Annotated in this window: 28 protein-coding genes; 7 read left to right on the forward strand and 21 right to left on the reverse strand. The window is 44.0% G+C overall.

Going from position 1 to position 26,018, the window contains the following annotated elements; translation table 11 throughout:
• Nucleotides 1–123 precede the first annotated feature (123 nt).
• Genes NIES1031_RS25575 through modA form a run of 3 tightly spaced genes read right to left on the reverse strand, consistent with a single transcriptional unit; the run spans nt 124 to nt 2,688 of the window.
• Nucleotides 124–1,188 carry a sulfate/molybdate ABC transporter ATP-binding protein gene (locus NIES1031_RS25575; RefSeq protein ID WP_073549345.1) on the reverse strand — a complete coding sequence of 355 codons (1,065 nt, stop codon included), beginning with the start codon at nt 1,186–1,188 and terminating at the stop codon, nt 124–126.
• Nucleotides 1,127–1,876 carry a molybdate ABC transporter permease subunit gene (gene modB, locus NIES1031_RS25580; protein WP_073549346.1) on the reverse strand — a complete coding sequence of 250 codons (750 nt, stop codon included), beginning with the start codon at nt 1,874–1,876 and terminating at the stop codon, nt 1,127–1,129. The genes NIES1031_RS25575 and modB overlap by 62 nt, the downstream gene beginning before the upstream one ends.
• On the reverse strand, nt 1,873–2,688 hold the full coding sequence (gene modA / locus NIES1031_RS10545) for a molybdate ABC transporter substrate-binding protein (RefSeq protein WP_073549347.1): 816 nt from the start codon (nt 2,686–2,688) through the stop codon (nt 1,873–1,875). The genes modB and modA overlap by 4 nt, the downstream gene beginning before the upstream one ends.
• Nucleotides 2,689–3,001: 313 nt before the next feature.
• Between modA and NIES1031_RS10550 the strand changes: the two genes are divergently transcribed.
• The gene (locus NIES1031_RS10550; RefSeq protein WP_073549348.1) at nt 3,002–3,793 is read left to right on the forward strand and encodes a sulfite exporter TauE/SafE family protein; all 792 of its coding nucleotides are present in this window, start codon (nt 3,002–3,004) and stop codon (nt 3,791–3,793) included.
• A gap of 85 nt (nt 3,794–3,878) precedes the next feature.
• On the opposite strand, the gene NIES1031_RS10555 is transcribed toward NIES1031_RS10550, so the two are convergent.
• Nucleotides 3,879–4,820 (reverse strand): methylenetetrahydrofolate reductase, encoded by a 942-nt coding sequence (locus NIES1031_RS10555; protein ID WP_073549349.1) that lies wholly within the window; start codon nt 4,818–4,820, stop codon nt 3,879–3,881.
• Between the two features lie 37 nt (nt 4,821–4,857).
• Nucleotides 4,858–5,865 carry a tryptophan--tRNA ligase gene (trpS, locus tag NIES1031_RS10560; protein WP_073549350.1) on the reverse strand — a complete coding sequence of 336 codons (1,008 nt, stop codon included), beginning with the start codon at nt 5,863–5,865 and terminating at the stop codon, nt 4,858–4,860.
• A gap of 76 nt (nt 5,866–5,941) precedes the next feature.
• Between trpS and NIES1031_RS10565 the strand changes: the two genes are divergently transcribed.
• From NIES1031_RS10565 to NIES1031_RS25590, 3 genes are all read left to right on the forward strand, one after another.
• A complete protein-coding gene (locus NIES1031_RS10565; protein WP_073549351.1) occupies nt 5,942–6,241 on the forward strand; it encodes a hypothetical protein in 300 nt (99 codons plus the stop codon).
• Between the two features lie 554 nt (nt 6,242–6,795).
• Nucleotides 6,796–7,212 (forward strand): radical SAM protein, encoded by a 417-nt coding sequence (locus NIES1031_RS25585; RefSeq protein ID WP_236738795.1) that lies wholly within the window; start codon nt 6,796–6,798, stop codon nt 7,210–7,212.
• Nucleotides 7,139–7,543 (forward strand): DUF4070 domain-containing protein, encoded by a 405-nt coding sequence (locus tag NIES1031_RS25590; RefSeq protein ID WP_236738796.1) that lies wholly within the window; start codon nt 7,139–7,141, stop codon nt 7,541–7,543. The genes NIES1031_RS25585 and NIES1031_RS25590 overlap by 74 nt, the downstream gene beginning before the upstream one ends.
• 35 nt (nt 7,544–7,578) lie before the next feature.
• Here NIES1031_RS25590 and NIES1031_RS10575 read toward each other — a convergent pair whose 3' ends face one another.
• Together NIES1031_RS10575 and NIES1031_RS10580 are read right to left on the reverse strand one after the other, a co-directional pair.
• Nucleotides 7,579–7,881 carry a hypothetical protein gene (locus tag NIES1031_RS10575; protein ID WP_073549352.1) on the reverse strand — a complete coding sequence of 101 codons (303 nt, stop codon included), beginning with the start codon at nt 7,879–7,881 and terminating at the stop codon, nt 7,579–7,581.
• 115 nt (nt 7,882–7,996) lie between these two features.
• Nucleotides 7,997–9,079 carry an ATP-binding protein gene (locus NIES1031_RS10580; protein WP_236738797.1) on the reverse strand — a complete coding sequence of 361 codons (1,083 nt, stop codon included), beginning with the start codon at nt 9,077–9,079 and terminating at the stop codon, nt 7,997–7,999.
• Nucleotides 9,080–9,267: 188 nt separating this feature from the next.
• Here NIES1031_RS10580 and NIES1031_RS24300 point away from each other — a divergent pair, with 188 nt between their 5' ends.
• Together NIES1031_RS24300 and NIES1031_RS23760 are read left to right on the forward strand one after the other, a co-directional pair.
• Nucleotides 9,268–9,429, forward strand: coding sequence for a hypothetical protein (locus tag NIES1031_RS24300; RefSeq protein WP_178378105.1), 162 nt, complete (start codon nt 9,268–9,270; stop codon nt 9,427–9,429).
• 647 nt (nt 9,430–10,076) lie between these two features.
• A complete protein-coding gene (locus tag NIES1031_RS23760; RefSeq protein ID WP_143167748.1) occupies nt 10,077–10,355 on the forward strand; it encodes a hypothetical protein in 279 nt (92 codons plus the stop codon).
• A 94-nt stretch (nt 10,356–10,449) separates the two neighbouring features.
• Here the strand turns inward: NIES1031_RS23760 and ychF are convergent, their stop codons facing one another.
• Together ychF and NIES1031_RS10590 are read right to left on the reverse strand one after the other, a co-directional pair.
• Nucleotides 10,450–11,541, reverse strand: a complete 1,092-nt coding sequence (gene ychF, locus NIES1031_RS10585; RefSeq protein WP_073549354.1) for a redox-regulated ATPase YchF — start codon at nt 11,539–11,541, stop codon at nt 10,450–10,452.
• 166 nt (nt 11,542–11,707) lie between these two features.
• Entirely contained in the window at nt 11,708–11,899 is a 192-nt protein-coding gene (locus NIES1031_RS10590; RefSeq protein WP_073549355.1) for a hypothetical protein, read from the reverse strand.
• A 403-nt stretch (nt 11,900–12,302) separates the two neighbouring features.
• Here NIES1031_RS10590 and NIES1031_RS10595 point away from each other — a divergent pair, with 403 nt between their 5' ends.
• Nucleotides 12,303–13,805, forward strand: a complete 1,503-nt coding sequence (locus tag NIES1031_RS10595; RefSeq protein WP_073549356.1) for an aminotransferase class I/II-fold pyridoxal phosphate-dependent enzyme — start codon at nt 12,303–12,305, stop codon at nt 13,803–13,805.
• 190 nt (nt 13,806–13,995) lie between these two features.
• On the opposite strand, the gene NIES1031_RS10600 is transcribed toward NIES1031_RS10595, so the two are convergent.
• The 12 genes from NIES1031_RS10600 to dnaK form a co-directional block, all read right to left on the reverse strand.
• A complete protein-coding gene (locus NIES1031_RS10600) occupies nt 13,996–15,150 on the reverse strand; it encodes a VLRF1 family aeRF1-type release factor (RefSeq protein ID WP_073549357.1) in 1,155 nt (384 codons plus the stop codon).
• Nucleotides 15,151–15,215: 65 nt separating this feature from the next.
• Nucleotides 15,216–15,449 (reverse strand): DUF2905 domain-containing protein, encoded by a 234-nt coding sequence (locus tag NIES1031_RS10605; RefSeq protein WP_073549409.1) that lies wholly within the window; start codon nt 15,447–15,449, stop codon nt 15,216–15,218.
• An 83-nt stretch (nt 15,450–15,532) separates the two neighbouring features.
• Nucleotides 15,533–15,943 carry a hypothetical protein gene (locus NIES1031_RS10610; protein ID WP_073549358.1) on the reverse strand — a complete coding sequence of 137 codons (411 nt, stop codon included), beginning with the start codon at nt 15,941–15,943 and terminating at the stop codon, nt 15,533–15,535.
• Between the two features lie 53 nt (nt 15,944–15,996).
• Nucleotides 15,997–18,621: an ATP-dependent chaperone ClpB gene (gene clpB / locus NIES1031_RS10615; protein WP_073549359.1), complete on the reverse strand. Its 2,625-nt coding sequence runs from the start codon at nt 18,619–18,621 to the stop codon at nt 15,997–15,999.
• A gap of 45 nt (nt 18,622–18,666) precedes the next feature.
• Entirely contained in the window at nt 18,667–18,963 is a 297-nt protein-coding gene (locus NIES1031_RS10620; protein ID WP_073549360.1) for a hypothetical protein, read from the reverse strand.
• Nucleotides 18,964–19,028: 65 nt separating this feature from the next.
• Nucleotides 19,029–19,331 carry a chaperone modulator CbpM gene (locus tag NIES1031_RS10625; RefSeq protein WP_073549361.1) on the reverse strand — a complete coding sequence of 101 codons (303 nt, stop codon included), beginning with the start codon at nt 19,329–19,331 and terminating at the stop codon, nt 19,029–19,031.
• Nucleotides 19,328–20,323: a DnaJ C-terminal domain-containing protein gene (locus tag NIES1031_RS10630; RefSeq protein WP_073549362.1), complete on the reverse strand. Its 996-nt coding sequence runs from the start codon at nt 20,321–20,323 to the stop codon at nt 19,328–19,330. The genes NIES1031_RS10625 and NIES1031_RS10630 overlap by 4 nt, the downstream gene beginning before the upstream one ends.
• A 144-nt stretch (nt 20,324–20,467) precedes the next feature.
• Nucleotides 20,468–21,415 (reverse strand): YfdX family protein, encoded by a 948-nt coding sequence (locus NIES1031_RS10635; protein ID WP_009756726.1) that lies wholly within the window; start codon nt 21,413–21,415, stop codon nt 20,468–20,470.
• Between the two features lie 56 nt (nt 21,416–21,471).
• A complete protein-coding gene (locus NIES1031_RS10640; protein WP_073549363.1) occupies nt 21,472–22,365 on the reverse strand; it encodes a YfdX family protein in 894 nt (297 codons plus the stop codon).
• 96 nt (nt 22,366–22,461) lie between these two features.
• The gene (locus NIES1031_RS10645; protein ID WP_073549364.1) at nt 22,462–23,007 is read right to left on the reverse strand and encodes an HdeD family acid-resistance protein; all 546 of its coding nucleotides are present in this window, start codon (nt 23,005–23,007) and stop codon (nt 22,462–22,464) included.
• Between the two features lie 76 nt (nt 23,008–23,083).
• On the reverse strand, nt 23,084–23,854 hold the full coding sequence (locus tag NIES1031_RS10650; RefSeq protein WP_009756729.1) for a ChaB family protein: 771 nt from the start codon (nt 23,852–23,854) through the stop codon (nt 23,084–23,086).
• A gap of 93 nt (nt 23,855–23,947) precedes the next feature.
• Nucleotides 23,948–25,834 (reverse strand): molecular chaperone DnaK, encoded by a 1,887-nt coding sequence (gene dnaK / locus NIES1031_RS10655; protein ID WP_073549365.1) that lies wholly within the window; start codon nt 25,832–25,834, stop codon nt 23,948–23,950.
• Nucleotides 25,835–26,018: the final 184 nt, after the last annotated feature.

A 26,018-nucleotide genomic window follows, 5' to 3' on the forward strand; every position in this document is an offset into this window, starting at 1 on the left:
TAGGTTTAAACCTACGGCTATGGGTTTTTAATTACGCCCTGCGCAGCGGGGCGCAGCCCACTACAAATTACGAGTATTCCGAATTAGTATTACATTACCAGATTCCACATAGCCTGAAAGCTGTCAATCGTTGAGTAAAAACAAACGACGTGAATCTAAACAAGCAAACCACGGTAAGGGGCGATTTTTCAGATATTCCCAATTGTCCTTGAATATTTCTGCCTGGAAGTGATAGTCGTCTGTGTTGAGCGGTGGTTCTTGCAACTTTAGATATACAGTCATGCGATGCGGTGTTTCACTCGTCCAAACTAACCAACAGAGAAACGTATTTTCCTGATATTGCTCTGGAAAGGTAATTTGATGGGCACGAATACCTACATGGGTATGCAGCAAAGAAACAGGTTCAGAGGATTGCAGAGTACAGTTCCAATCTAGTGCTTGAATTTGTTGGGAGCCTATTGGTTGAATGCGGGAAATATTTTTACAGCCAGTGAGTCGTGCGACAGTTAATGTGTTGGGCTGTTCAAAAACGTTTTGTTTGTTTCCATCTGCAACAATCTTGCCAGCAGAGAGAACAATCAATTTTTGGCAAATTCGGTAAGCTTCCTCTAAATTATGACTGACAAATAAAGTTAATCCTTGATAGCTAGATAAGGTTTTAATAAGTTGCTTTTCTAGTTCGCTACGTAAATGAGTATCGAGCGCAGAAAATGGCTCATCTAATAGCAAAATCTCTGGACTAGTCGCTAACGCTCTAGCTAGCGCCACTCTTTGTTGTTGTCCGCCGGATAGTTGATGAGGATAACAATGCTCAAACCTTGCTAGTTTAACTTGTTCTAGTTGAGTGGCAACGCGTCTTGCTTGCACACTCTTCGGTAAGCCTTTCAAACCGTAGGCAATATTTTGCGCAACAGTAAGATGAGGAAAAAGAGCATAATTTTGGAAAAGAAAACCGACGTTGCGATCGCGACTAGGCAAACTAATTCCCTTGCAAGAGTCATATAGAATTCGGTCGTTTAGCACGATGACTCCACTATCAGGTGTTTCAATTCCGGCAATACAGCGCAAAGTCATACTTTTGCCTGAACCTGAACTCCCCAAAATTCCTAACGCTTCTTGCTCAACTTTAAAAGCGACTTCTAGAGAATAGCTGGGAAGTTGCTTTTGAATATCGACGATGAGTTGCATTGAATCTTTCTTTTTGCAGTTTCTTGTGCTGTTGTCGTTGACTCTGGGGTTGTTGTGATTCTAGATATCGCACCCACCACAGCACAGCAAAGGCGATCGCTGTGGTGATCAAAACCATGAGGTTTGCTAATTCATAGCGTTGCATTTGTACTGCATCGTAGATAGCTAAAGGTAATGTTTGCGTTCTTCCAGGGATACTACCTGCAACCATTAAGGTGGCTCCGAATTCTCCAAGACCCCTTGCCACACTCAACCCAAAACCAGCTAAAATACCTCGGTATGCAACGGGAATTGTCACCCGCCAAAGGACTTCTAGTTCTGTTGAACCAAGGGTACGCGCTGCGGCTTCTAATTCAGGATCGACATTGGCGATCGCGGCTCTGGTTGATTCAACCATTAAAGGAAATGCGACAACAGCAGAGGCGATTACTCCAGCTTGCCAAGTAAATAATAAATCAATGCCAAACCACTCTTTGATTGGGCTACCTCTTCCCAATACCAGCAACAAGAAATAACCTACAACACTAGGTGGCAACACTAATGGCAAATTTAGCAGTGTGGAAACAAAAATCTGCCCTGGAAACTGTTTTCTGGCAAGCCAAATTCCTATGCTTAAACCAAATATTAGAATTAGAATACTAGCAACGATTGTGACTTGTAAAGACAGCATAAACGGCTGCCAGATCATAATACTGGTTCCTCCCCTGGTAAAATGAAGCCATATTTGCGCATCAAAGGTCTTCCCTGTGCGCCATTGATAAAAGCGGCAAATTGCTTAGCTACCTCTGGATGACGGGCACTTTTAGGAACTGCGAGCATTTGTTCGAGAGGTTGATGTAAAACAGCAGGAATTAAAATCCACTTGCCTGGTTTATTGACACTGATAGAAAGCGCAGCGATCGCCACATCTGCATTTCCTGTTTCTGCGTATTGCTGTGTTTGTCGGATGTTTTCGCCAAAGACAAGTTTCGGTTGCAGTTCTTCCCAAATACCTGCCGATTGCAAAGCTTCCCGCGCAGCGACGCCATAGGGTGCGTGATTGGGATTGGCGATCGCCACTCGCTGAATCTGCGGTTGAGTTAAGTCTTTAATGTTTTGAATATTGAGGGAGCTATTTTTTCGCTGCCAGATTGTAATGCGCCCTACCCCATACAATGCCTTTGTTTCTGAACTTATTAACCCTTTTTGGTCTAAATCTTCGATAAATTGCTTATTAGCTGCGGCAAACAAATCCACAGGTGCTCCTCGCTCAATCTGCTGGGCAAGTTGTCCTGTCGATCCCATGTTAAACGTTACTTGATTTCCGGTTTCTTGTTCCCACAGCTTACCAATCTCTGGAAAGACGTAGTTTAAATCTGCGGCTGCGGAAACAGTCAAGGTAATTGTCTCAGCCAAAGGTGAGGGAGAAGTCACTAACGTAGGCGTACTTACAGTAGAAACTCCACACGCGGCTAAACAACCGATGAGAGCGAGAACTAGAAACCACAAGCACTTTTTCATGGTTTGCTGACAATGTCTCTATCACTGAAAAACAGGGCAAGTATTATCTATATGCTGCCAATATACTTGCATAACTTTTGTAGCCTACTTAGCCAAGCCTCAGTTGTTCACAAGACTTGTAGTGAAGAGTTGAACAATCAATAAACCCTAATACCAATTCTTCCAAATACAACTACATCTGACTTCATCAATTACAAACTACGAATTACAAATAGTTGTTGCTGCATCCAATCTAACGCTATTGCATTTCATCAATTACGAATTAGTATATGTTACGTTGATTTTCACCAACTTACTAATATGGAGACTTTGAATGAGAAATTTTTGGGCATTTATTTGGGGTACTGTAGTAGGAGTACTTGGTGGATTAATCGGGTTAGGAGGTGCAGAGTTTCGCCTACCCATCCTTGTTAGTTTTTTTAACTACCGTACTCTCCAAGCGATCATCATTAATCTAATCGTGAGCCTGGTTGCAGTAACATTTTCATTTATTTTTCGTAGTCGTGTTGTTGGTCTTGAAAATGTGACTGCCAACTGGGCAATAATCATTAATATTCTGGCAGGCTCTTTAATTGGTTCATATGTTGGAGTTTATTATGCAACCAAGGTCAATGAAAAAGCTTTGAATCGAGTTGTTGTCGGTTTTTTAGTGTTTCTAAGTATCGTATTAATTGGACACGATATCATTTTTAGTATTGGAGATTTACCACTATCATATTTGTTCAAAATTATGTTGGGATTTCTAGCAGGAATTATCATTGGCATCTTCAGCAGTATGCTAGGTGTAGCAGGGGGAGAGTTAATTATTCCAACTATTATTTTAGTGTTTGCTGTTGATATTAAATTAGCAGGAAGTTTAAGTTTGGCAATCAGCATTCCTACAATTTTGATGGGTTTATTTAAGTATAGAAGTCAGCAACGGCTAAATGGAATTGAGTCAGAGCAAAAATTTATTAGTTTTATGGCAGTTGGTTCAATTTTAGGTGCATTTATTGGCAGCATTTTATTGAGGTACGTATCAGCTTCATTGCTATACCTCATTCTGGGCACGATTTTATTGATATCAGCATTAAAGTTAGCAAAGCATAAGCCAAGAACTGTGTAGTAAAATTCTTATTGCCACGAGTATTGCCTAAGCCAATTCAATCGATATCAAAGTCAGTTTATTTAACAAGTTTGTACTATTTTACCTAAGTTGTCATTGACATAACTGGCTCTTTTTTTACTGGTGCAACTCCAGCTAAATCTAAAATTTGGGGAATTAAGTCTTCGCGCTTGACTGCCATCATATGGACACCTTGACATAAGTCGCGAGCAATTTTTACTTGTTCTGCTGCAATTTTGACTCCTTCTTGGAGAGGATCTTGCGCTTGTTCTAAACGGTCGATAATATGTTGGGGAATGTTTACACCAGGAACACAACGATTAATAAATTGCGCATTTTTAGCAGACTTTAATAAAAAGATCCCTGCCATGATTGGTTTACCACAACCATTGGCTATTTGATCCATAAACTTTTCTAGGCGATCAAAATCTGTAATGAGTTGACTTTGGAAAAACTGTGCTCCAGCTTCAAGTTTACGCTCAAATCGACTTTGTAACCCTGACCAGCTTGCGAGTTGTGGATCGACTGCTGCACCAGGAAATAAATCTGTTGCACCATCAGTGAGAGGTTGGTCGCAACAGTCTATCCCAGAATTCATTTTATGAATTAATTTGAGGAGTCGAATAGATTCGAGGTCAAAGACACTTTTAGCATCAACATGATCGCCTGCTTTTACAGGGTCGCCCGTGAGCGCTAAAATATTGCGGATGCCCAGAGCATAAGCACCCATAAGATCTGCTTGCAGTCCAATACGGTTGCGATCGCGACAAGCAACTTGACAAATTGGCTCAATCCCGTGTTGCAACAATATCACTGAAGCAGCGAGCGAAGACATCCGCAAAACTGCCCTGCTACCATCAGTAATATTCACTGCATGAACGCGACTTTTGAGTTGTTGTGCCATTTGCACCATCTGCGCGGGATTGCTACCTTTAGGAGGTGCAACTTCAGCTGTAACTAGAAAGTCACCCCGAATGATGGCTGTGCGTAATGAGTTTAAAGAAGTTCCGTTTAAATTATTTAGCATTAGAGCGTGTAAATTAAATTTTATAGTTTTCTTGCACTTACACTGGCATAGAATAGCCCAAAGAAGATTTCACTTTGTTCAGGGTTGAGATCGCGATCGCTTCGGCTTTTTCTCGTCCTGAACGTAATACTGACTCTAAATAGCCTTTGTCGTTCATGATTTCTTGATATTTGTCTTGAATGGGCTTGAGGTGGGCGATCGCTGTTTCTGCGAGTAGCGGCTTAAATTGTCCCCAGCCCATATCTTGACACTCCGCAGCAACTTCAGCTTTAGACTTACCCGAAAGCAGCATATAAAGTGTTAACAAATTATGACATTCTGGGCGTTCTGGGTCATCAAACCTTAAACCCTTGATCGGATCAGTTTTACAGCGCTTAATCTTTTGTTGAATTTGTTCTGGAGTATCAAGCAAGTTAATCCGACTAGCATCTGACGGATCGGATTTAGACATTTTGCGCGTACCATCTGTCAAACTCATCACCCGCGCACCTTCTTTGCGAATGAGTGGATCTGGTAACTTAAGTACTGGATTTTCTCTGGCAAACTGGTAGTTGAACCGCGCTGCGATATCGCGAGTTAGTTCTAAGTGTTGTTTTTGATCTTCACCCACAGGGACTTTATCTGCTTGATACAGCAAAATATCTGCTGCCATTAATACGGGATAATCAAGTAAGCCTGTATTGACGTTTTCGCCTTGTTTAATTGCCTTTTCCTTAAACTGGATCATATCTTGCAGCCAGTTCAAAGGAGTAATGCAATTGAGTAGCCATGTCAACTCACTATGGGCGCAAATGTGGGATTGAACAAAGATGTTTGCATATTCTAAGTCAATGCCACAGGCAAGATACAACGCAGCGATCGTATATGTATCTGCTGCTAAGGTTGCTGGGTTATGCGGTACTGTAATAGCGTGTAGATCTACTACACAAAAGAAATTCTCGTATTCGCTTTGTGCTTCTACCCAATTGCGAATTGCACCGAGATAATTCCCTAAGTGTAAATTACCAGTTGGTTGAACTCCAGATAGAACGCGCTGCTTAGCCATTGATTTTAGTTGATTGTTTACGCAATAACTGCCCAAAAATTATAGTAAGTAACTTTTTAATTACTAGTTTCCAATTATGACTCAATCTTCCCCAAATCCGACGACTCTGCTGCGCCAGTGCCTCAAGTTAGCGCAAGAAGTTTCTACCCATCCCCAAGCAAATGAAGAATTTTCCCAGTTGCGTGAGGGAATAGCGGCGACAAACCCACAAGCAGCAGAATTGATGGATATACTCTGGCAAGAAGTCATTGCTGCACGACGTTCTGCAGAGTTTTGGCACGAAATGAGCAACGTAGAAAAAGATTTAAGCAACCGAATGATGGAAAATATGGCACAATTACGCCAAAATTACTTACGTCTTATGCAGGAGATGTAAAGGAGATCAGAGGCGCGCTTCGCGCAGACCTAAGGTTCAGAGGTCAGAAACGGTTTTATTAATTACTAGTTACTAACCACTCGCCAGATTTCATGAATAAATTTTTATAAATATTGATATTGGTGAATTTTTAGGAATTTTTGACATCTACAGCAGTAGCTTTGAGGTTATTACTCTCTTAAGCGGGAATATATCACTTCACTCATTCCTTTTGCATGGTACAACTTGCTAGATTTAGACGCTTACTTGGCAATTACAGTCCAGTTTTCGCGGGGTTGTCTTTTCCAGTGCGAATATTTGCGACGTTATTAACTTGTATGGACGCAAGCCCCGCACAACAAGCCCAGAGCAAATGTTGCAAGAATTTCAAGTTCTTTACGACTTAGGTTAACGACGGTATGTATTTGTTGATGATGATATTTTATTGGTAATAAGCGGAATGCCAAAGTCTTTTTAAAGGCATTAATTCCCTCGATGGAAGCGCACCATTATCCCTTTATTTTATTAACCGAAGCTTCGTTAATTTAGCTGAAGAAGATGAATTAATTGAACTCATGGTACAAACAGGTTTTACAATTGTGTTTATGGGAATTGAAACTTCCGATACAGATAGTTTAGTTGGTATTCATAAATTACAAAATACACGCCAAGATTTGATAGAATCGTGCCATAAAATTACCCGCGCTGGACTACAAATTATGTCTGGTTTTATTGTGGGATTTGATAACGAACGACCTGGTGCAGGAAAGCGAATTCAAGCATTTATTGAAGAGACAGGAATTCCTCAGTGTCTATTTAGTCTATTACAAGCATTGCAAAATACAGCAATGGGGCATCGTCTGCAAAAAGAAGGGCGATTAAGTGATTGGGTTAGGGCCAGTTCACCAAGGTGCAATTATGAATTTTGTGCCAACTCGTCCAGTAGAAGAACTGACAGAAGAGTATATCGATGCATTCTGCCATATTTATGAACCAATGCCCTACTTAAAACGCACGTTTCATCACTTCCGCATGATGAATGGTTGGCGGGGTAAGACCAATCGTCCTATCACAATAACTGAGTTACGATTGTTTGCAGCACTTTGTTGGCGACAAGGATTATTACATTCGACGCGATTTCGTTTTTGGTGGCAATTAGGTGCGATCGCACTCACAAAACCTCGTCTATTATATGATTACTTCGTTGCCTTATGTGCTGGCGAACACTTCTTCCACTATCGCTATCAAGTGCGAGAGCAATTACAAACACAACTTAGTACAATTAAACAAGCAAAGCGGCAAGAACTCGTATCTGTTAGTTAATTGCTAATTGCTAAAAGGGCTAATGAGGTATTTTACTACGCGCGATCGCCGTTCTCTCGTTGCAAAAGTCGGTCTAGTTTATTCTCAATAGTGTTTAGCTTTCGCAATGTAGGTCGATCTTCATCTAGAGATGCCAAAAGGTTAGCAATACCAATTGTTGCTTGCCGCAATTCCTCCCTTTCAGTGCGAGCATTTTCTATATTTTGTTCTACTGTTAACTTAAAGGTGACGAGATCGTCAGTCAAAGCTTGAATAGCTAAAGCATTAGAGCGAGTAAGTTGGGCTGTTTCTGCAAGCAGTGCTTCTATTTGATCGAGACGATTATTACTGTTAGTCATATGTAGTTGTATAAAACTGCCAGTCGTGGAAATAGGGAACAGGACAAGAATGATTTAATTAATTTTGTCTAAGGACTTAATATACTAATCTTAACTATGACTGCCAAGGCAAACATCATGTATTAGAACCGCTGCTTAAACGTTGGCGCAGCCATAAAGCGAAAAAAGGTAGCGCCAGACGATAATTTTGCTCAGCACTGTAGATCAAGCCTTTCTGCTGTAATCCTATTAAGGCGCCTTGTAAACTTCCGCCACGCGAAAGCCCGTGTTTTTGAATATATTCGCGGCTTTGTGGTTTACTTGTGGGGTCTAAAGCAAGACATTCTAATAGTTGCACTTGACTCGCAGGTAAAAGCATGATTAATGATTCAAAGGTAATTGACAAATCTTGTAATAACCCTTGAATTGCTTGATGTACTTGTTCATCGCGAATAAATCCATCGGTACGACGGCTGACAAGGCGACGAATCAGTGTCATCGCATCGCCAATGTGTCCTTGAACCGCATCAATGAAAATGTTGATCGCAGGCGATCGCGAATCGAATATTAGCCCCTGGGTATGTAAAATTTCTCTTGCCCATACTGCCAACACATCATCTGCTAAAGGCGTGAGTTCGACAACTTCTAGCGGGTAATCTTCAGTATGCATAATTTCTGCAATTGTAGCAATGAGTACGTAGCTGACTCGTGTCTGTAGCTTAATTTCTCGTCTGAGCGTGTTTTCCCATTCACTATTGCGATCCCACGAGCGGAGGTGCGGAAAACTCTGTAAAATCAGCACAATGCGTTTATTGACAACTTCGGCTAAAAGTTGCGGTAGCTGAATTAATCTTTCAAAAGCTTGCCATAGTTGTTTTGGTGTTACCGCAGGTGCGAGTTTCAGGTGAGTGCTGTTGTCGGCGATGTGAACTGTAAACAAATCTTTGGCAATTGTGTCAATCCACGTTTGCAGCAACGTTGAGTCAAAGTTTTGACTAATTGCTTCTGCGAGTAATTGAATGAATTGCCTTGCTGTGATCGCGCGGATGCAATCTACTTCTAAAGCGATCGCGCCTACTTCTAAAGCTGCGGTTCGTGTTAAAGTCCGTCTTCCACACCCTGGTACTCCCGCAATCAAGAGATCTCCATCGCGGGCGAGAACTTCCACAATCTGTTGAAATTGAGCCGAACGCCCAATGATTTCTATTGAAGTAGACACATTTACATTCACGCGCCTGTACCAATTTTGAATAGGAAAAAGCTTATGAGTGCAATTTCAACCAACTTGCATCACACCACTGCCAGCATTAAGACAATCTATAGCTACCATTAAAAACCATTATTGTCGAATATTTAAACACTATTTTTGAGTGCTAAAACAAAGTAGCACTTCGTAAATGATGAAGAATGATGACGCAGACGTTAGTACAAAGATTGATCAAGCGATCGCGATTCTCGAAAGAAAAAGCTGCGCAACGATTAAGTAGTACAAATGTTCAGCAACGTTCGGCTAAGTTTGGAGTCAACGAACTAACTGTAAAAAAGCAAAAACGGAAGGACGCTTGCTAGAGCATTTGAACCCCGTATCCGAAGACATACTTTCAAAAAGACCAAGAAAATCTGCATCTTAGCAATTTCGGTGTCAAATTGGATTGTCATCGTTGGCGCTTTTGAATGTATTCGGGTAACTAAGGAAAATATTAATTTGGCACGAAATATTTCCTGACATTTTTCTGGAATGTTCTTGATGAGTGCTGTATCCATCTTTTACACCCTAATATTCAATTCCTCTTAGTGAAACAGCGATGATAAAGATGCGACGATTCATCAATCAAAGTAAGTGGGATTCTTTTCTATTAGTCTGTGTGACTTACTTTAGTCTTTTCTACTTGCTAGCGATTCCTTTCGGTTGGGTACGCACAAGATTTTAACTAACCGAGATAATTATTTTTACAATTATCTTATTAATTAATTCCGAATTAATCGAACGTCTTAGAAAACTCGGAATTAATAAAGATGGAATAACTTTTGAACTCGATCAAATTCAAGCTGAACAAAAAAATCAAAGAGACAATATTGAAACCAATAAAGCTAACATCGAAGCCGTGACCAATATACTCCAGCGCTTAACCTAGATAGAATCACAACTCGCTGCGAGTAGAAGCAAAACTCAGCAGCTTAGTCAAAACTTACTTAATGACTATGAATTAAAGCATTTGCGTAAGCTAGCAAGCGATGCTCCCTTTATATATAAAAGACAACCATCATTTGAACGTGAGCTTAGACATCTACGCACACTAGGCTTTATTGAGAATATACCTGGAAAAACAATTTCTCATATGCCAGAACGTGGAGATTTCAAAGAACAAGTAAGGATAACTGAATATAGTAGAAATTACTTAGACAAAATCGAGTCAATGAGTACTACTGTTTCTGCTGCATCATTAAGCGATAATGGTAGCGAAAATACATTGGAGAAGAGCGATCGCAGCTAGACAGATAAACTCTATTACTGCTATGCACACTTATTGGTGTAGCGCTGAAAAACGTTGCAGAGCACCTAATATCTATTGATTTCTTAGTACTATATTACACATTAAATCGAAATAGCATTACATCGCCTTCTTGGACAACATACTCTTTTCCTTCACTTCTAACTAAGCCTTTTTCTTTAGCTGCATTCATCGATCCAGTCGCGACTAAATCTTTGTAAGCAACCGTCTCCGCGCGAATGAATCCGCGTTCAAAGTCCGAGTGAATCACACCAGCGGCTTGCGGTGCAGACATTCCTGCATGAATTGTCCATGCACGAGTTTCTTTAGGTCCTGATGTAAAATAGGTACGCAATCCTAAAAGTTCATACGTCGCGCGAATCAGTGATTTTAGTCCGCCTTCCTCAACGCCTAACGAAGAGAGAAACTCGGCTTTATCTTCTTCGGGTAATTCTACTAACTCAGCTTCAACTTGCGCAGAAACGATTACGACTTGGGCGTTTTCTTGAGAAGCAATTTGTCGCACTTGTTCGACATATTCGTTACCCGCTGCTAAGTCTTCTTCCGACACATTTGCTGCGTAAATAATCGGTTTACCACTTAGTAAGCCGAGACCTTTAATTGTTGCAGCTTCTTCTTCGGTTAAATTGATTTGTCTTACTGATTTACCTTCGTTTAATGCAGCGCTTAATGTTTCCAAAACGCTAACTTCAAACTGGGCATCTTTACTGGTACGGGCTTGCTTTTTCGTACGTTCAATTCGTCGTTCGATTTGAGCTAAATCTGCTAACGCTAGCTCTAAGTTAATAATTTCAATATCTCGCTTGGGATCGACCGAACCCGCCACGTGAATAATATCGTCGTTTTCAAAACAACGCACGACATGAACGATCGCATCGACTTCGCGAATGTGTGAAAGAAACTGATTGCCTAAACCTTCGCCTTGGCTTGCACCTTTAACCAAACCCGCAATATCAACAAACTCGACTCGCGCTGGTACAATTTGCGCTGAATTGGAAATTTCTCCGAGAACTTGTAACCGTTCATCGGGAACTGCAACGACACCTACATTCGGTTCAATTGTACAGAAAGGGAAATTAGCAGCTTCTGCCTTGGCATTTGCAACCAAAGCATTAAACAAAGTCGATTTACCAACGTTGGGTAGCCCTACTATTCCGGCTCTGAGCATATAATTCTTGCAGGTGAACGGTCAGTTTAACTAGTTTAACGAAGATTGGCTATCCTACAGCAATCCTCTCAAAACTATTATGTAACATCCAAGTTTAACCTGACTTTTACACTTACCAGAACTGAGGAGACAAAAAGTAGCTCTCACTCTGAATCTAAAATAATACTTATACTGGCTCAGGAATTGGTTGGGGAATTGGGGCAGGTACTGGCTGCGGTGCAGGTCCTGGTGTAGGCTGAGGGATAGGACTTGGTACTGGTTGTGGTGCAGGTGTAGGTGGTGCAGGATCTGGTAAAGGATTGGGAACTGGTGCCGGAATTTCTGGCTGTGGTAAAGGGTTAGGATTGGGACTAATCATTGCAAATAAATCGACTTGACCTTACCACTCTAGACAAAAACTGCTATCTACTACATCTATCTAGATATTTAGACTTAGTGCGATCGCTCAACATTGTTTTACCTCAAAGTTGCTACAAACAAATAGCCGAGCAGCGATGCAGAGGGAAATTGTGATTTATCTTAAGGAGGCAGGAGGTTTTTATGAATCTCCTTAAATGAATTTAGTTTAGGGGATTTAATAAGGATATTGTATTTTTTTTGCGCTATGCGTCTCAAAAGACATCTTTTTTTCATAAATAAATTTAGGGATTTTTGACCCTTTTGGCAGAGGAAAAATAAAGTCTTTCCTTCTACCTCCTGCCCTCTGCTTTTCTTCGGTAACTATATAAAATGATTTCTATTTTAAATCAACGTTTTATTCTATGCATTTTCCTGAGCAACACCAAAGAAATTTACCAATATTAGATGCTTTACGCGAATGTGCTAACAAAAACCATACAGCTTTCTACACGCCAGGACACAAACGAGGACAAGGTATTTCCTCGCAATTAGCTAGTGATTTGAGTTCAAGTCCATTTAAATTTGATCTACCAGAACTTCCCGAATTAGATAATTTGTTTGCGCCTGAAGGTGTGATTCAAGAAGCCCAACACTTAGCAGCAGATGCTTTCGGTGCGGAACAAACTTGGTTTTTAGTTAACGGTTCCACTTGTGGAGTCGAAGCCGCAATTTTAGCAACTTGTCGTGCTGGAGATAAAATTATCCTGCCGCGTAACGCCCACTCCTCTTGTATCGCAGGCTTAATCCTTTCTGGTGCAGTTCCTGTTTTTTTGAATCCAGAATATGACGCAGAACTCGATATCGCACATAGTGTGACTTTAGAAGGTGTAGCAACCGCGCTGAAACAGCATCCCGATGCGAAAGCGGTAATGATCGTTTACCCGACGTATTACGGTGCGTGTGGCGATATTAGGGCGATCGCATCTCTTACTCATAAGCACAACATTCCTTTACTAGTAGACGAAGCCCACGGCGCACATTTTGCCTTTCATCCCGATTTACCTATATCTGCATTGGCAGCGGGCGCAGATTTAACGGTGCAATCAACGCACAAAGTTCTTGGAGCGATGACGCAAGCTTCGATGCTTCATGTCCAAAGTAATAAGGTAGATCGCGATCGCATTAGTAAATCCTTGCAACTGTTGCAATCGACAAGTCCTAGTTATTTACTTCTTGCTTCGCTCGATGCCGCACGACAACAAATGGCATTGCATGGAAAATACCTGATGTCACGCACCTTACAGCTTGCCGCCGCAGCACGAACCCAAATTCATCAAATTTCTGGGTTATCGGTTTTAGAATGCAAATCTACTCCAGGTTTTTGCACTCTCGATCCGACGCGGTTGACGGTAACAGTTTCAGGGTTAGGCTTAACAGGTTTTGAGGCGGATGAAATCTTACACCAAGAACTCGGCATTACAGCAGAGTTGGCATCATTGCAACATCTCACATTTATTATTTCACTGGGCAACACGCAAGCAGATATCGAAAAGTTAGTATCAGCCTTCAAATTGGTATCTCAAAGATATCAAAAAGAAAACTTGACTTATAAAAAGCCTTTATGGGAGAATCTGTTTTGTAAAATGGAATATTATATACAAATTTCGCCGCGCCAAGCATATTTTGCGGTAAGTGAGAGTGTACCGATAGCTCAAGCAAGCGATCGCATTTGTGCAGAATTAATTTGTCCTTACCCGCCAGGAATTCCGGTTTTGATGCCTGGGGAACTTATCACTTCACAGGCTTTAGACTACCTTCAGCAGATTCAGGCACAAGGAGGCTTTATTAGTGGTTGTGCTGATAAGACTTTAAATACATTAAGGGTTGTGAGATCATCAGATCTGGCACCAAGCCTTAGCGAATAAAATTCGCGGCTACACGAACGAAGTCTGTCTGCGCAGACTAAATCTTGAATAAACTCCAGTTTTCTGACAATGGTTTCTCGGTGAAACCAGGATTGCCAGCATTGCCTGAATGAATTCGTGTCATGATCATCCTCTGAATGCATTCATTAGATACGCCAATTTCTTCCTGCTATCGCCCTCGTTCATATGCTTACCATCGCAACAAACCGGCAATTCCATCAAAGTCTTGCTTAAGCAACTGTTCTGTTTCTTCAGATACAAATTCTAAGCGTGTACCATAGTCGATAGCAACTTCAGGCAAAACATCTTTTAACTTAACTTCAAAGATGGATTCGTCTGGAAATAAAGCGTTCCCTTCTATTGGAGTGAGTGATAGCCATCCATTTGAACATTGCCAAAGCGTTCCATTAAGTTGCCAGGGAAGAATAATGGCGTATAACTGCCCCATTTGCAAGGACTCCAAAACTTTTTCCATTCCCCATATCCCTGCTTCTCGCACGCGAGCAAGGAGAGCAAATTCAGACTGCCGCTCAATATCTCTGATAACTGGCGTGACCTTATTTAAAATCTCAGACAAGTTTACATCTGCTTGGGGGGGACAAGGAATACAGCGGACAACTTTGTCACGTAGTACCTTTGGCAAGATCTCCCTAAAAAAATGCGTTGTTTCATTTGTGCCAGCTAGTATTAGCCGATCAAGGCTGCGCTCCCGAACTTGCTGGTTAATATGCTGAATTAGTTGTTTGTAAAGTCGATATGTCCAACCCTCTAATCGTCTCGCAAATCGATCAAAATCTGCACCACCTCGTGAAGCTCCTTTACCAGGATAGTAGCGATCAACACTGTCTAGAGAAAGCTGCCGCCACTGCTCAGAATTAATATCAACAAACGCACGATCAATTTCTTCTATTTCATTTAAATAGATCTCAAAAAAACGCCACTTTTTCTGATCTAGAAATACAACACCTGTACGTTCATATTCATCTAGGGCATATAAAAGCGGAGTAACATACGGTTTACCCCAACGAGCTTCGACTTGGCCGTGAGCTAAATCAACTATTGGCAGATCAACCTGCAAATCAATCCTTTCTATGAGTTGATCATTCGCAAACATAATTAGCGTTCGTGCCTTCGGGCGTTCTTGTTCTAGGAGGTTAAAAACTTTTTGTTTGAGTTCATCTGACAGTTCTGTAAACTCCTTCAAGCTATTTTTGACTCGTAATAGCCATGCTTTGCGGCTATTTTCTGGTTTAGCAGGATTAATGTCTGTATAAATAGACAAAGTGGGAGTTTCCAGCTCACTGATGAAACTCGTTAAATCACTTACTTGTTGTTGACTGAGCATAAATCTTTCCTTTATCTAGAGAGCAAGTCTGAATTATTAAATTTTGTCCCAAATTAAAAAGGTTGTTAACGTATGACAGACTGCCATATCCAGATCAGTAAACTCAAGACAATGCTTAGCAAAATAGACGTTGCCAAGGGAAAATAAAAGGTAATGTGTTCATTTTGGATCAGGATATCTCCTGGCAAACGACCGATTGGAAAATGCTTAAACGTTCCACTGCTCAGCCAGAGCAAGCCTCCCAACAACAAAACGCCTGCCCCGACGGCCACTAATGTTTTGCCAATTTCTGCAATCATGCCACTACCCATCCTCTCAGCGAGAGAATCTAAAATAACTTAATCAGTGCTTGAGAGAGTAATTGAGTTAGTAATAAAGGAAATCAAGAATCCGAATGATGAGTGTCAGACTCCGCCTGAGTGAGAACCGCCCATGCAGTTTTGGCGGCTTCGGACAGGCGATCGCCCAAATGTTGAATTTCATCAGCAATAGACTGCCAATTTTTCTGTGCTTCTTGCTGAATCAACTGCACTGATTGTTCAAGGCGATCCGGATCAATCAATTTCGTTTCTTCAATGGCTTCTCTGGCACGTCGCACAGCCGCTAAATAGGCTTCACGAGTCAATTCTTGAGCAGCTTGAATTTCAGACTGAGCGCGTTTTTTGATCGCTTCGATCAAAGCCTTGGTTTCTTGCTTGATGTCCGCATTTTGTCCTGCCATTTCTTGTTCAACCAGAGCATCGGTTTCTGGGCTAATAGTCATGGAAGTGGATGATTCCAGATTGTTCGTCATGATCGGATTCCTCCTGGGGTTGTATGAAATTGAGTATACTGGTGTAGATAATGCTATGAAGCACTGAGGAGTTCAGGGGACAAACGCTTAAAGACCAGTCGTTCATTTTCCATACCAACGTAAATGGTGTCGCCTTCGTGGAATTCTCCGCGCAAAATTGCCTTAGCAATGGGCGTTTCCAGTTCCCGTTGAATGGCTCGCTTCAGTGGACGTGCTCCATAAACCGGATCGTAGCCAACCTGAGCCAACCAGTCGAGGGCTTCATCAGAAAGTTTCAAAGCCAGTTTGCGTTCAATGAGTCGTTGTTCTAGGCGCTGAACTTGCAGTTTTACAATTTCGCGCAACTGCTCCGGTCGCAGGCTGTGGAAGATAATAATTTCGTCAATCCGGTTAAGAAATTCTGGACGGAAACTGGCTCGCATCGATTCCATCACGCGATCGCGCATTTCTTCATACTTACTATCATCACCCGCCAGATCCAAAATGTATTGTGAGCCAATATTGCTGGTCATGATCACGACCGTATTTTTGAAATCAACTGTCCGTCCTTGGGCATCGGTCAGACGACCATCATCCAGAATTTGTAGCATGACGTTAAATACATCAGGATGGGCTTTCTCAATCTCATCGAAGAGAATCACCGCGTAGGGACGACGACGAATGGCTTCGGTAAGTTGTCCACCTTCGTCATACCCCACATAACCCGGAGGCGCACCAATCAACCGAGAAACCGTATGTTTCTCCATGTACTCGGACATATCGATCCGCACCATCGCCTCTTCCGTATCAAACAAATAGGCTGCTAGAGCCTTTGCTAACTCTGTTTTACCCACCCCAGTTGGCCCCAAGAAGATGAAGCTGGCAATCGGGCGATTGGGATCGGCAAGTCCGGCACGGGAACGCTGAATCGCGTCGGCAACGGCGGTGACAGCTTCCTCCTGCCCAATAACGCGCTTGTGTAATTCCTCTTCCAGATGCAGGAGTTTTTGCATCTCGGATTCCACCAGTTTACTTACCGGAATGCCTGTCCATTTGGAAATAATTTCGGCAATATCCGCTTCGGTGACTTCTTCCCGCAGCATAGATTTGCCGCTGGTTTGAGTTTCCGCTAAACGGGCTTCGGCAGCTTCTAGCTGTCGCTGTAAATCGGTGAGCTTACCATACTTCAACTCTGCGGCTCGATTGAGATCATAATCTCGTTCTGCCTGCTGAATTTCAATGTTGACGCGATCAATCTCTTCTTTGAGTTTTTGGATTTGATCGATGATTTCTTTTTCTGCTTGCCATTGGGCATTCAACGCGGATTGTTGTTCCTTGAGATCCGATAGTTCTTTTTCCAATCGTTCTAAACGTTCCTTAGAAGCACTATCGGTTTCCTTCTGCAAGGATAATCGCTCCATTTCTAGCTGCAAAATCTTGCGATCAATTTCGTCCAGTTCTTCTGGTTTTGAGGTGATTTCCATCTTCAGCTTGGCAGCCGCTTCATCGACCAAATCAATGGCTTTATCAGGCAGAAAGCGATCGCTAATGTAGCGAGTAGACAGCACCGCAGCAGCAACCAGAGCACTATCAGAAATTTTTACGCCATGATGCACTTCATAGCGTTCTTTCAGTCCCCGCAGAATGGAAATAGTATCTTCAATGCTGGGTTGATCAACATAGACTTGCTGGAAGCGCCGCTCTAATGCTGCATCTTTTTCAATGTATTTGCGATATTCATCTAGCGTCGTTGCACCAATGCAGCGTAGTTCACCCCGTGCCAGTAGAGGCTTGAGCAAATTCCCTGCATCCATTGCCCCTTGGGTGGCACCAGCCCCAACGACAGTGTGAATTTCGTCAATAAAGAGAATGATATTTCCCTGTGCTTCCTGGACTTCTTTAAGCACAGCTTTCAGTCGTTCTTCAAACTCTCCTCGGTACTTGGCTCCTGCAATTAAAGCACCCATATCCAGAGCGATCAAGGTGCGATCGCGCAACGATTCCGGCACATCGCCGCTAATAATTCGCTGCGCCAGTCCTTCCACAATGGCTGTTTTACCCACACCCGGTTCACCAATCAGCACAGGATTATTCTTAGTACGGCGAGACAGGATTTGAATTGTGCGACGAATCTCATCATCCCGTCCGATTACCGGATCGAGTTTCCCTTCTCGTGCCAGTTTAGTTAAATCCCTTCCATATTTTTCTAGGGATTCATACTTGCCTTCCGGATTTTGATCGGTCACTTTTTGACTCCCTCTAATTTGTTCAATCGTGGTATGCAGTTTTTGTTCGTTTAGCCCCAATGCCTGGAATAACGTTTTACCAAAGCGATCGTCCTTGGCAAACGCCAGCACTAAATGCTCAATCGAAATATACTCATCACCAAAGTCTTTACGATACTGTTCTGCCCGATCCAGTAATGTATCCAGGCTGCGCCCCAAATAAACAGAGCCGCTACTGCCACCCGATACTTTGGGCTGACGGTTGATAAAGTCATTGGTGCGATCGCGCAACGTCTGAACATTCACCCCAATTTTATTAAAAATAGAACTGGCCAGTCCTTCCTGTTCCAGAAGACTCCGCATCAAATGTTCACTTTCAATTTGCTGGTGTTGAAATTGTTTGGCGATTTCTGGCGTCCGAACGATCGCTTCCCAGGCTTTTTCAGTAAATTGATTGGGGTTAGTTGGTTGCATATTTGAATCCTCCAGACGGTGACAGAATCCTACCTACAAGCCTTCTTAGCCTTTCGTAACAGCTTCATCCGATTGTCGCAGCCCTTGCAAATACTGTTGTCCTTTAGTTGTGATTTTGCCGCGGATGAAGTGAATTGGTTCAGGCACGATTGCAAAGGCGGCGTAGGCTCCTGGGGTAAATTCTCCAGTGATCAAGCCTTTTTCATTCAGGTAATCCAGGTGGAACACCAAGTCATATTCATCTCCGAACAAATGGGAAATGTCTTTTTCCTCAAACCCAGCTTCTCCCTTTTCAGCTGCTATTTCTAATATTTGTTGAAGAATGTTGCGACTTAGTTTCATGGTTCAATTCGTTAATTCAAGTCAGTGTTTTGATGTTTAACAACCAGCCCACTAGTTACTAGTTTTCAACTCTGTTGATAAGCACGCAGTTGTGCCTTAAGTTGTGCAATTTCGGCTGCCATGTCTAGCACCATCGCAGCACCTACTAAATTCAGTCCCAAATCGCGGCGCAGGCGTTGAATCTGCACTATACGAACGAGATCCTGGCGGCGCAGCATGGTGCCTGTCGGTTCCACCAGACCTAAGGTCACAAATTGCTCAAGCAGCGACACTGAAGTTTGGGTAAAGTAAGCGGCTTGCTCAAAGCTGTAGAGGCGATCGCCCGCATTAGACCAAACCACTCGTGAAAGCCCCATACTAGTAGTCATAGATGCACCTCCGCGATCGCCCGTCGAGGGTTAAAACTGCTAACCTGCTGCAACTTTTCATAGCATTCTCTTTCCTGCACGCTCAGTTCCTTCGGGGTGACAATCTTCAGCCGTACCAACAAATCCGTCCGGTTGCCTTTCGAATCACGCCAGCCTTTGTCGCGTAGTCTCAATGTTTGTCCCGAATCGACTCCGGAGGGAAGGGTCATGGTCACCTTGCCGTCGGGCGTTGGCACTTCGATTTGGGCACCGAGTACGGCTTCTACGGGACTGATCGGGATTTCACAAATTAAATTATTTCCTTCAAATCTGTAGAAAGAATGAGGCAGTAACTCAATGGTGAGATACAAATCTCCCCGCTGCTGACTGAAGGGACTGATTTGGCCCTTGCCCTTTACCCGAATGCGGCTACCTGACTTTACCCCAGCTGGAATGCGAACGGTAACAGTTTCATCCCCGATTTGTAACCGTTTTTGGGTGCCGTGAAAGGCTTCAGAAAAGGTGAGGGCGATCGCGGCTTCGGTATCCTGAGCGGGCATTTCGGTGAAGCGACTAAAGGGGTCGTCACCAAAGTCAGTATAGTTGCCAAAGCCCTGGGGTCTTGTCGTTGTCCGGTGCGTGTAGACTCGCCGAGCAGTACCCCCGCCGCGCCCGAAGCGTCCCAGCAATTCGTTGATGAAATCATCAAAACTGCCATATTGCCCGAAGTCCATGCCCTCGAAGCCAGCCCCACCAGTCGGCGGTGCCCCCGCAGCAGCTTGCTTCCAATATTGCCCAAACTGGTCGTATTTCTGTCGCTTTTCTGGATCAGAAAGCACTTCGTGGGCTTCGTTGATCTCTTTGAAGCGAGCTTCTGCCTCTTGATCACCAGGATTTAAGTCTGGGTGATACTTGCGTGCCAGTTTACGATAGGCTTTCTTGATTTCCTCTGGCGTTGCGGTTTTACTGACTCCCAGGATGTTGTAATAGTCTTTGAAATCAGTGGTAGCCATGGATACCTCTCAAGACGGAGTTTCCGATAAAGCTAGGAAAAATAAAGGAGGTTGACCAGAATGGGCACATATTAGACTCGCTAAGCTGGTTAGGGTCAAAAGTTCAGAATCGAATCTTTGCGAGCTTATTTTTAAACACGCTTTTTAGGCAGCCTGCTTAACCTCAGAAACTCGATTAAAGAAGCTAGAGAACTTGTCTTGTAGTTTAGCGAAGGCGCTGGCAGTTTTCTCGTTTGCTCGCAATTGTCGCTGGATATCTTTAATGGCTTGATCCAGTTCAGCGTAGTCGGGATCGCGCCGGGCGTATCCCAATTCTTTTGCCAGTTGTAGATAATTCCGTGCGTCTTCTAAGAGTCGCCCAGCATCACTTCGATCAAGATCGGCAACAGCAACAGCACCAAGGAGTTTTGTGTGAGCCTCAATCAATGGAATCGGTCGTGCTTGTTCAGTGATCACTAAGGTAGAAAGTGTCTTTTGCAAAACCTCTTTTGCCGCTTCTGCTTGTTTCTCGTTTAGCAATCGCGCTGCCTGTTTCATGGCATCTGGATAAGTGGCGAGAGGTAGGTTGAACGTTACGGTGCGAATTTCACTCATCAAATTGTTGAGTAGTTCTCGCGCAGCTGGGAAATCTTCAGCATTAATGGCACTTTTAATTTGATTCCGAAGACGTTGAACGGTATCTAAGTCCAGTGGTGCGACATCAATCACAGCGACTTGAGTGAATGCTGGCACCAACCCTAACTCAGGGTAGCGGGCTAAAAGTATATCTAGCTTGCCCGTTGCCCGCTCTAGAGCTTGTAATGCATCTTGAGTTTTGCCCTCAGCAATTGCCGCGATCGCCTTGCGTGTTTCTTCTATGGCAGCGATCGCTTCTTGATCTAGACGGCTCTCAGCCTCATCCAGTGCTGCCTGTTTTTCCTTTTCAATTTCTTGCTGAAGGCTGGAATCAGGTTGATTGATGCTCTCAAGATTGGACGTATTAGAGATAGCAGCCGCACTCGCCATCCAAGTGGGAGTGATGAGTAATAGCCAGAAAACTAAAAAACCTACCACCAAAGTCTGCAACTTCTTCAGGACATTAAGTTGATTCATGATTTTTCAACAAAGATACAGGAACGTAGAGGATAAAAAAACTGCTTTCTTCTCTGTTAATTAGCTTGAGAATTTGTGGCTTGTTGACCTTCTTGTACAGACTTGCTGACTTTCTCTGATCGCCGCTTTAGGAAACTGGAGAACTGTTCCCGAAGTTTGGCAAATGGTCCTTCTGTTGAGTCCTTTGCTCTCACTTGCCGCTCAATATCCTTAATCATCCGCTGCAACTCTTTGTAGTCGGTATTGCTGCTAACATATCCCAATTCTTTTGCCCGATTGAGTTGGGTGCGACTCTCTTTCAGCAACTTCAAAATTTTATCCTGATCCTGCTCTGTCATGTTCTGCGACTTGTTTTTGGCAAGTGCAGATGCTGCAACTAAGTTGGCAAGTCCAACGATCAATGGAATTGGTCGAGATTGTTCAGTTACAACCAGAGTTGAGAGTGCCAGTTTCAACTCTGTTCGCGCTTCATCAATCTGTCCTCGCTCCAACAATCGGGCTGCCTCTTTCATTGCATCTGGATAGGTTTCTAAAGGCAAATTGACTGTGGTTGTGCGAATCTCGCTCGTCAAGTTATGCAATAGGGCACGAGCATTGGGAAAATCATCGACATCTGTGGCGACCTTCGCAGCAGCACGAATTTCTGCAATGATGTCAAAGTCCAGCGGAGCCAAATCAAGGACTGTGACTTGAGACGAGATTGGGATAAGCGAGAGGTTAGGATACCGTGCCAGCAGAATATCTAGCTTTCCAGTTGCCCGTTCTAGGGCTTGGATGGCATCTGGGGTTTTACCCTCATCGATTGCGGTGATGGCATTGCGAGTTTCGGCGATCGCCGCGATTGCTTCCTGATCGACACGCTTTTCAGCTTCAGTTGTTGCCTCCTGTCTTTCCTTCTCAATCTCCTGATGAGCTTGAACGTCAGACTGAATGATGTTTGCAAGAGTCATGAGCAAATCTCCTATTAGTTGTAACTTACTTCTTGAAGCGTTCCAGAGTGAGAGGGAGGCAAGTTCTTGCCTCAAATTATCATGAATGATTGCCTCCTAGCTGATCTGCTTGCGAACTGCCAGAGGCAGCATAATCATCCAGATTCCGGTAAACAAAAAACTAGTTCCTGCGTAGACTCCCAGTAACCAAGTTGCACTGCTGGGCCATTGATACAGAATTAAGACGCTCAGAATTATGGACAGGATGCCACTGAACAATAGCCAAATCCAGTTACCGTCTGGGCGCACTTTAAATGCGGCAATCACCTCTAAGATCCCCTCAACCAAAATGAGGCTTCCTAGGACGAGGGTAAAGGTGAGGGCCGCTCCAAAAACATTAGTAATCAGCAAAATCCAGGCGAGGACATAGAAAAGCCCAACCAGTAGCTTGAGCCAGAAGCCTTTTTGTCTGCGGGATTGAACTGCCTGAACGATCCGAACAATACCTACAATTAACAAAAACCAGGTCAGCGCGATCGCCACTGCGATCGTGGCAACGAACGGTTCTAAAATTGCTCCAACCCCCAGCAGAACCATCACAACACCTAATGCAATTGACCAGCTTGAGCTTTGTTGAATTTCATCTGCTGTGTCAGCATTCATTGTCTGTTTCCCATCAAGTCAAGTAAGGAGCCGTTTGGAATTGATCCAGTTGGTATTGAGTCGAACCCCAGGGAAGCTAACTTGCTTTGCGTTTAGAAAAGATGCCCTTGTCGTCGCGATCGAATAATTGCTTGATGCGCTCCCAGGCTGTTTTTAAAGCATTGGTTTTCTCTGGAGATTCGCTGAGGGACTGGTTATAGGTTTCCACAAAGGTTTGCTGTGCCTCTTCTGACAAATCCGCCTTGATCTCTGGCGAAATTTGGTCACTGCCCGTCAATTCGCCTTCTGGCTCATGGGGCAACTGCATATCTGTAATGGCAACTTCTTCACCTCCTGCACTTTGTAAGAGCAGGAAGATCTCGCCTGATTTTTCTTCGGGAACTTCTACGACCAGTAAAAATTCACCCGCCTGCACGCGCGTTTGATAAATGGCAGCCTTGTCTTGGGGCATTCCCAATGAGATGAGAGCAGATCCTAACCCTGCACCCAGCGCCCCGTAGAGGGCACCACTAGTCGCTCCCAGTAAAGCCGCACCGAGTGGTCCTGCTGCTACGACTGCACCTAAAAAGGGAATAAACAGCACACCGACCCCAGTAAGTAGGCTTAAAACGGAGCCAAATAGGGAACCATACAGCGCACCGCTGGCCAGACCATCCAAGATTACGTCCTTTTTGGTCAAAAAACCAGTAATACGGGCTTCCGATTGGAAGTTGCGTCCAATAATGGAGATACGCTCTTTGGGCACACCGCGATCAAGCAGGCGTTGGACAGCATCCTGTAACTTTTTTTCATCTTTGAAGGCAGCGGAAACGCACTTTTCTGGGGGCTTAGCAAATGCTGAAGTCATGATTATCACTCCTGGTAGTTTTAGATATTAAGAGAATGAACCACAGAGGCACGGAGGGCACTGAGTTTTTTTGATACCTCTGTGGTGTTGGAGTTATTGCTGGTCTACAAAGTCAGCGTCGATAACATCTTCACCGCTGCTGCTAGTGGAACTGCCACCGTCTGCGGTGCCGCCACTGGCTTGGGAATAGACCGCGCTGCCAATTTGCATGAGTGCCTGCTGAATGTCGTTGGTGAGGGATTTCATCCGATCGTAGTTTTCTTGCTCGATCGCGGTTCGCAAGTCTTGAATCATCCCTTCCATACGAGTTTTGTCTGCGGCGGGGACTTTGTCGCCCAAGTCTTTGAGTTGCTTCTCGGCTTGATAAGCAACTGAATCAGCAGTGTTTTTGGTATCAATTTGTTCGCGGCGGCGGCGATCGGCTTCGGCGTTGCGTTCGGCTTCTTTCACCATCTTCTCGACCTCGGATTTATCGAGTGTCGAAGCCCCAGTGATAGTAATTGATTGCTCTTTGCCACTGGCTTTGTCTTTAGCAGAGACAGAGAGAATGCCGTTCGCATCAATGTCAAAGGTGACTTCAATTTGGGGTACACCACGCGGTGCGGGAGGAATGCCGTCGAGTCGGAAGGTTCCCAAGCTCTTGTTGTCCGCTGCCAGCTCCCGCTCCCCTTGCAAGACGTGGATTTCCACATTGGTTTGGCCATCAGCAGCAGTGGAGAAGACTTCCGATTTTTTCACTGGAATAGTGGTGTTGCGAGGAATAATTTTGGTCATCACGCCACCCAGGGTTTCTACCCCTAGTGACAGTGGTGTGACATCCAATAGCAACACGTCTTTAACATCGCCTGCCAATACACCCGCTTGGATGGCAGCACCCACAGCAACAACCTCATCCGGGTTCACGCCCTGACACGGTTCTTTTCCAGTCATTTGCCGGACTAATTGCTGCACCGCCGGAATGCGAGTCGAACCACCCACCAGCACGACTTCATCAATGTCAGACGCCGTTAGCTTAGCATCACGGAGAGCTTGATCTACAGGTTTGCGGCAGCGATCGAGCAGATCACTACACAATTGCTCAAACTGCGATCGCGTCAGCGTCACATCCAGGTGCTTGGGACCATCCTGGGTGGCGGTGATAAAGGGTAAATTAATTTGACTTTGAGTGGCTCCTGAGAGTTCAATCTTGGCTTTTTCTGCTGCCTCCGTCAGCCGTTGCAAGGCTTGCTTGTCTTTACGCAAATCAACGCCCTCATTGCGCTGAAATTCAGTGGCAAGCCAATCCACGATCTTTTTATCGAAGTCATCGCCTCCCAGGTGGGTGTCACCACTAGTGGATTTAACCTCGAACACGCCATCGCCCACTTCCAAAATGGAGACATCAAACGTGCCGCCCCCCAGGTCAAACACCAGGATGGTTTCATTACTTTTCTTATCCAACCCATAGGCCAGTGCTGCCGCCGTCGGTTCGTTGATGATGCGTAGAACTTCAATGCCTGCAATCCGTCCGGCATCTTTGGTAGCTTGCCGTTGCGAGTCGTTGAAGTACGCTGGAACGGTAATCACTGCTTGTGTAACGGGTTCACCTAAATACTTGCTGGCATCATTCACCAGTTTGCGCAGCACTTCAGCGGAGATTTCTTCTGGTGCAAATTGCTTTTTCAAAATTGGGCAGTCAAGTTTGACATTGCCATTGCTGTCTCGCAAAACCTTGTAGGAAACCTGTTTGGCTTCCTCGGTGACTTCATCATACTTGCGTCCAATAAATCGTTTAACCGAGTAAAAAGTATTGTCTGGGTTCATCACCCCCTGCCGTCGGGCAATTTGTCCAACGAGCTTGTCGCCTGTTTTGGTGAATGCTACAACCGATGGCGTGGTTCGGCTGCCTTCGGCATTAGCAATGACAACGGGTTGTCCTGCTTCCATCACTGCCACGCAGGAGTTTGTTGTTCCTAAATCGATGCCAACGACTTTTGCCATCGTTTGTTTCCTCCACTATTCCAAATGTCCTAAAACGGTTTATGGCACGATCAACGGGGACCTGAAGAGCCTGACTTTAGTTTTTTGGGGTGACTAAAGTTGCGATTACGAACTGAACAGATTTCGTAAGGTAGCTAGACTCTGGTGGCCTTTAGTTGGAGTTTTAGCTGCAATTTCTCTTCAC

The organism is Chroogloeocystis siderophila 5.2 s.c.1 (assembly GCF_001904655.1).
GTDB lineage: Bacteria > Cyanobacteriota > Cyanobacteriia > Cyanobacteriales > Chroococcidiopsidaceae > Chroogloeocystis > Chroogloeocystis siderophila.

Excerpts from the sequence above, each read along its gene's own strand:
- NIES1031_RS25575 (WP_073549345.1), bottom strand. The coding sequence starts at position 1,188 with ATGCAACTCATCGTCGATATTCAAAAGCAACTTCCCAGCTATTCTCTA.
- modB (WP_073549346.1), bottom strand. The coding sequence starts at position 1,876 with ATGATCTGGCAGCCGTTTATGCTGTCTTTACAAGTCACAATCGTTGCT.
- modA (WP_073549347.1), bottom strand. The coding sequence starts at position 2,688 with ATGAAAAAGTGCTTGTGGTTTCTAGTTCTCGCTCTCATCGGTTGTTTA.
- NIES1031_RS10550 (WP_073549348.1), top strand. The coding sequence starts at position 3,002 with ATGAGAAATTTTTGGGCATTTATTTGGGGTACTGTAGTAGGAGTACTT.
- NIES1031_RS10555 (WP_073549349.1), bottom strand. The coding sequence starts at position 4,820 with ATGCTAAATAATTTAAACGGAACTTCTTTAAACTCATTACGCACAGCC.
- trpS (WP_073549350.1), bottom strand. The coding sequence starts at position 5,865 with ATGGCTAAGCAGCGCGTTCTATCTGGAGTTCAACCAACTGGTAATTTA.
- NIES1031_RS10565 (WP_073549351.1), top strand. The coding sequence starts at position 5,942 with ATGACTCAATCTTCCCCAAATCCGACGACTCTGCTGCGCCAGTGCCTC.
- NIES1031_RS25585 (WP_236738795.1), top strand. The coding sequence starts at position 6,796 with ATGGTACAAACAGGTTTTACAATTGTGTTTATGGGAATTGAAACTTCC.
- NIES1031_RS25590 (WP_236738796.1), top strand. The coding sequence starts at position 7,139 with ATGAATTTTGTGCCAACTCGTCCAGTAGAAGAACTGACAGAAGAGTAT.
- NIES1031_RS10575 (WP_073549352.1), bottom strand. The coding sequence starts at position 7,881 with ATGACTAACAGTAATAATCGTCTCGATCAAATAGAAGCACTGCTTGCA.
- NIES1031_RS24300 (WP_178378105.1), top strand. The coding sequence starts at position 9,268 with ATGATGACGCAGACGTTAGTACAAAGATTGATCAAGCGATCGCGATTC.
- ychF (WP_073549354.1), bottom strand. The coding sequence starts at position 11,541 with ATGCTCAGAGCCGGAATAGTAGGGCTACCCAACGTTGGTAAATCGACT.
- NIES1031_RS10590 (WP_073549355.1), bottom strand. The coding sequence starts at position 11,899 with ATGATTAGTCCCAATCCTAACCCTTTACCACAGCCAGAAATTCCGGCA.
- NIES1031_RS10595 (WP_073549356.1), top strand. The coding sequence starts at position 12,303 with ATGCATTTTCCTGAGCAACACCAAAGAAATTTACCAATATTAGATGCT.
- NIES1031_RS10600 (WP_073549357.1), bottom strand. The coding sequence starts at position 15,150 with ATGCTCAGTCAACAACAAGTAAGTGATTTAACGAGTTTCATCAGTGAG.
- NIES1031_RS10605 (WP_073549409.1), bottom strand. The coding sequence starts at position 15,449 with ATGATTGCAGAAATTGGCAAAACATTAGTGGCCGTCGGGGCAGGCGTT.
- NIES1031_RS10610 (WP_073549358.1), bottom strand. The coding sequence starts at position 15,943 with ATGACGAACAATCTGGAATCATCCACTTCCATGACTATTAGCCCAGAA.
- clpB (WP_073549359.1), bottom strand. The coding sequence starts at position 18,621 with ATGCAACCAACTAACCCCAATCAATTTACTGAAAAAGCCTGGGAAGCG.
- NIES1031_RS10620 (WP_073549360.1), bottom strand. The coding sequence starts at position 18,963 with ATGAAACTAAGTCGCAACATTCTTCAACAAATATTAGAAATAGCAGCT.
- NIES1031_RS10625 (WP_073549361.1), bottom strand. The coding sequence starts at position 19,331 with ATGACTACTAGTATGGGGCTTTCACGAGTGGTTTGGTCTAATGCGGGC.
- NIES1031_RS10630 (WP_073549362.1), bottom strand. The coding sequence starts at position 20,323 with ATGGCTACCACTGATTTCAAAGACTATTACAACATCCTGGGAGTCAGT.
- NIES1031_RS10635 (WP_009756726.1), bottom strand. The coding sequence starts at position 21,415 with ATGAATCAACTTAATGTCCTGAAGAAGTTGCAGACTTTGGTGGTAGGT.
- NIES1031_RS10640 (WP_073549363.1), bottom strand. The coding sequence starts at position 22,365 with ATGACTCTTGCAAACATCATTCAGTCTGACGTTCAAGCTCATCAGGAG.
- NIES1031_RS10645 (WP_073549364.1), bottom strand. The coding sequence starts at position 23,007 with ATGAATGCTGACACAGCAGATGAAATTCAACAAAGCTCAAGCTGGTCA.
- NIES1031_RS10650 (WP_009756729.1), bottom strand. The coding sequence starts at position 23,854 with ATGACTTCAGCATTTGCTAAGCCCCCAGAAAAGTGCGTTTCCGCTGCC.
- dnaK (WP_073549365.1), bottom strand. The coding sequence starts at position 25,834 with ATGGCAAAAGTCGTTGGCATCGATTTAGGAACAACAAACTCCTGCGTG.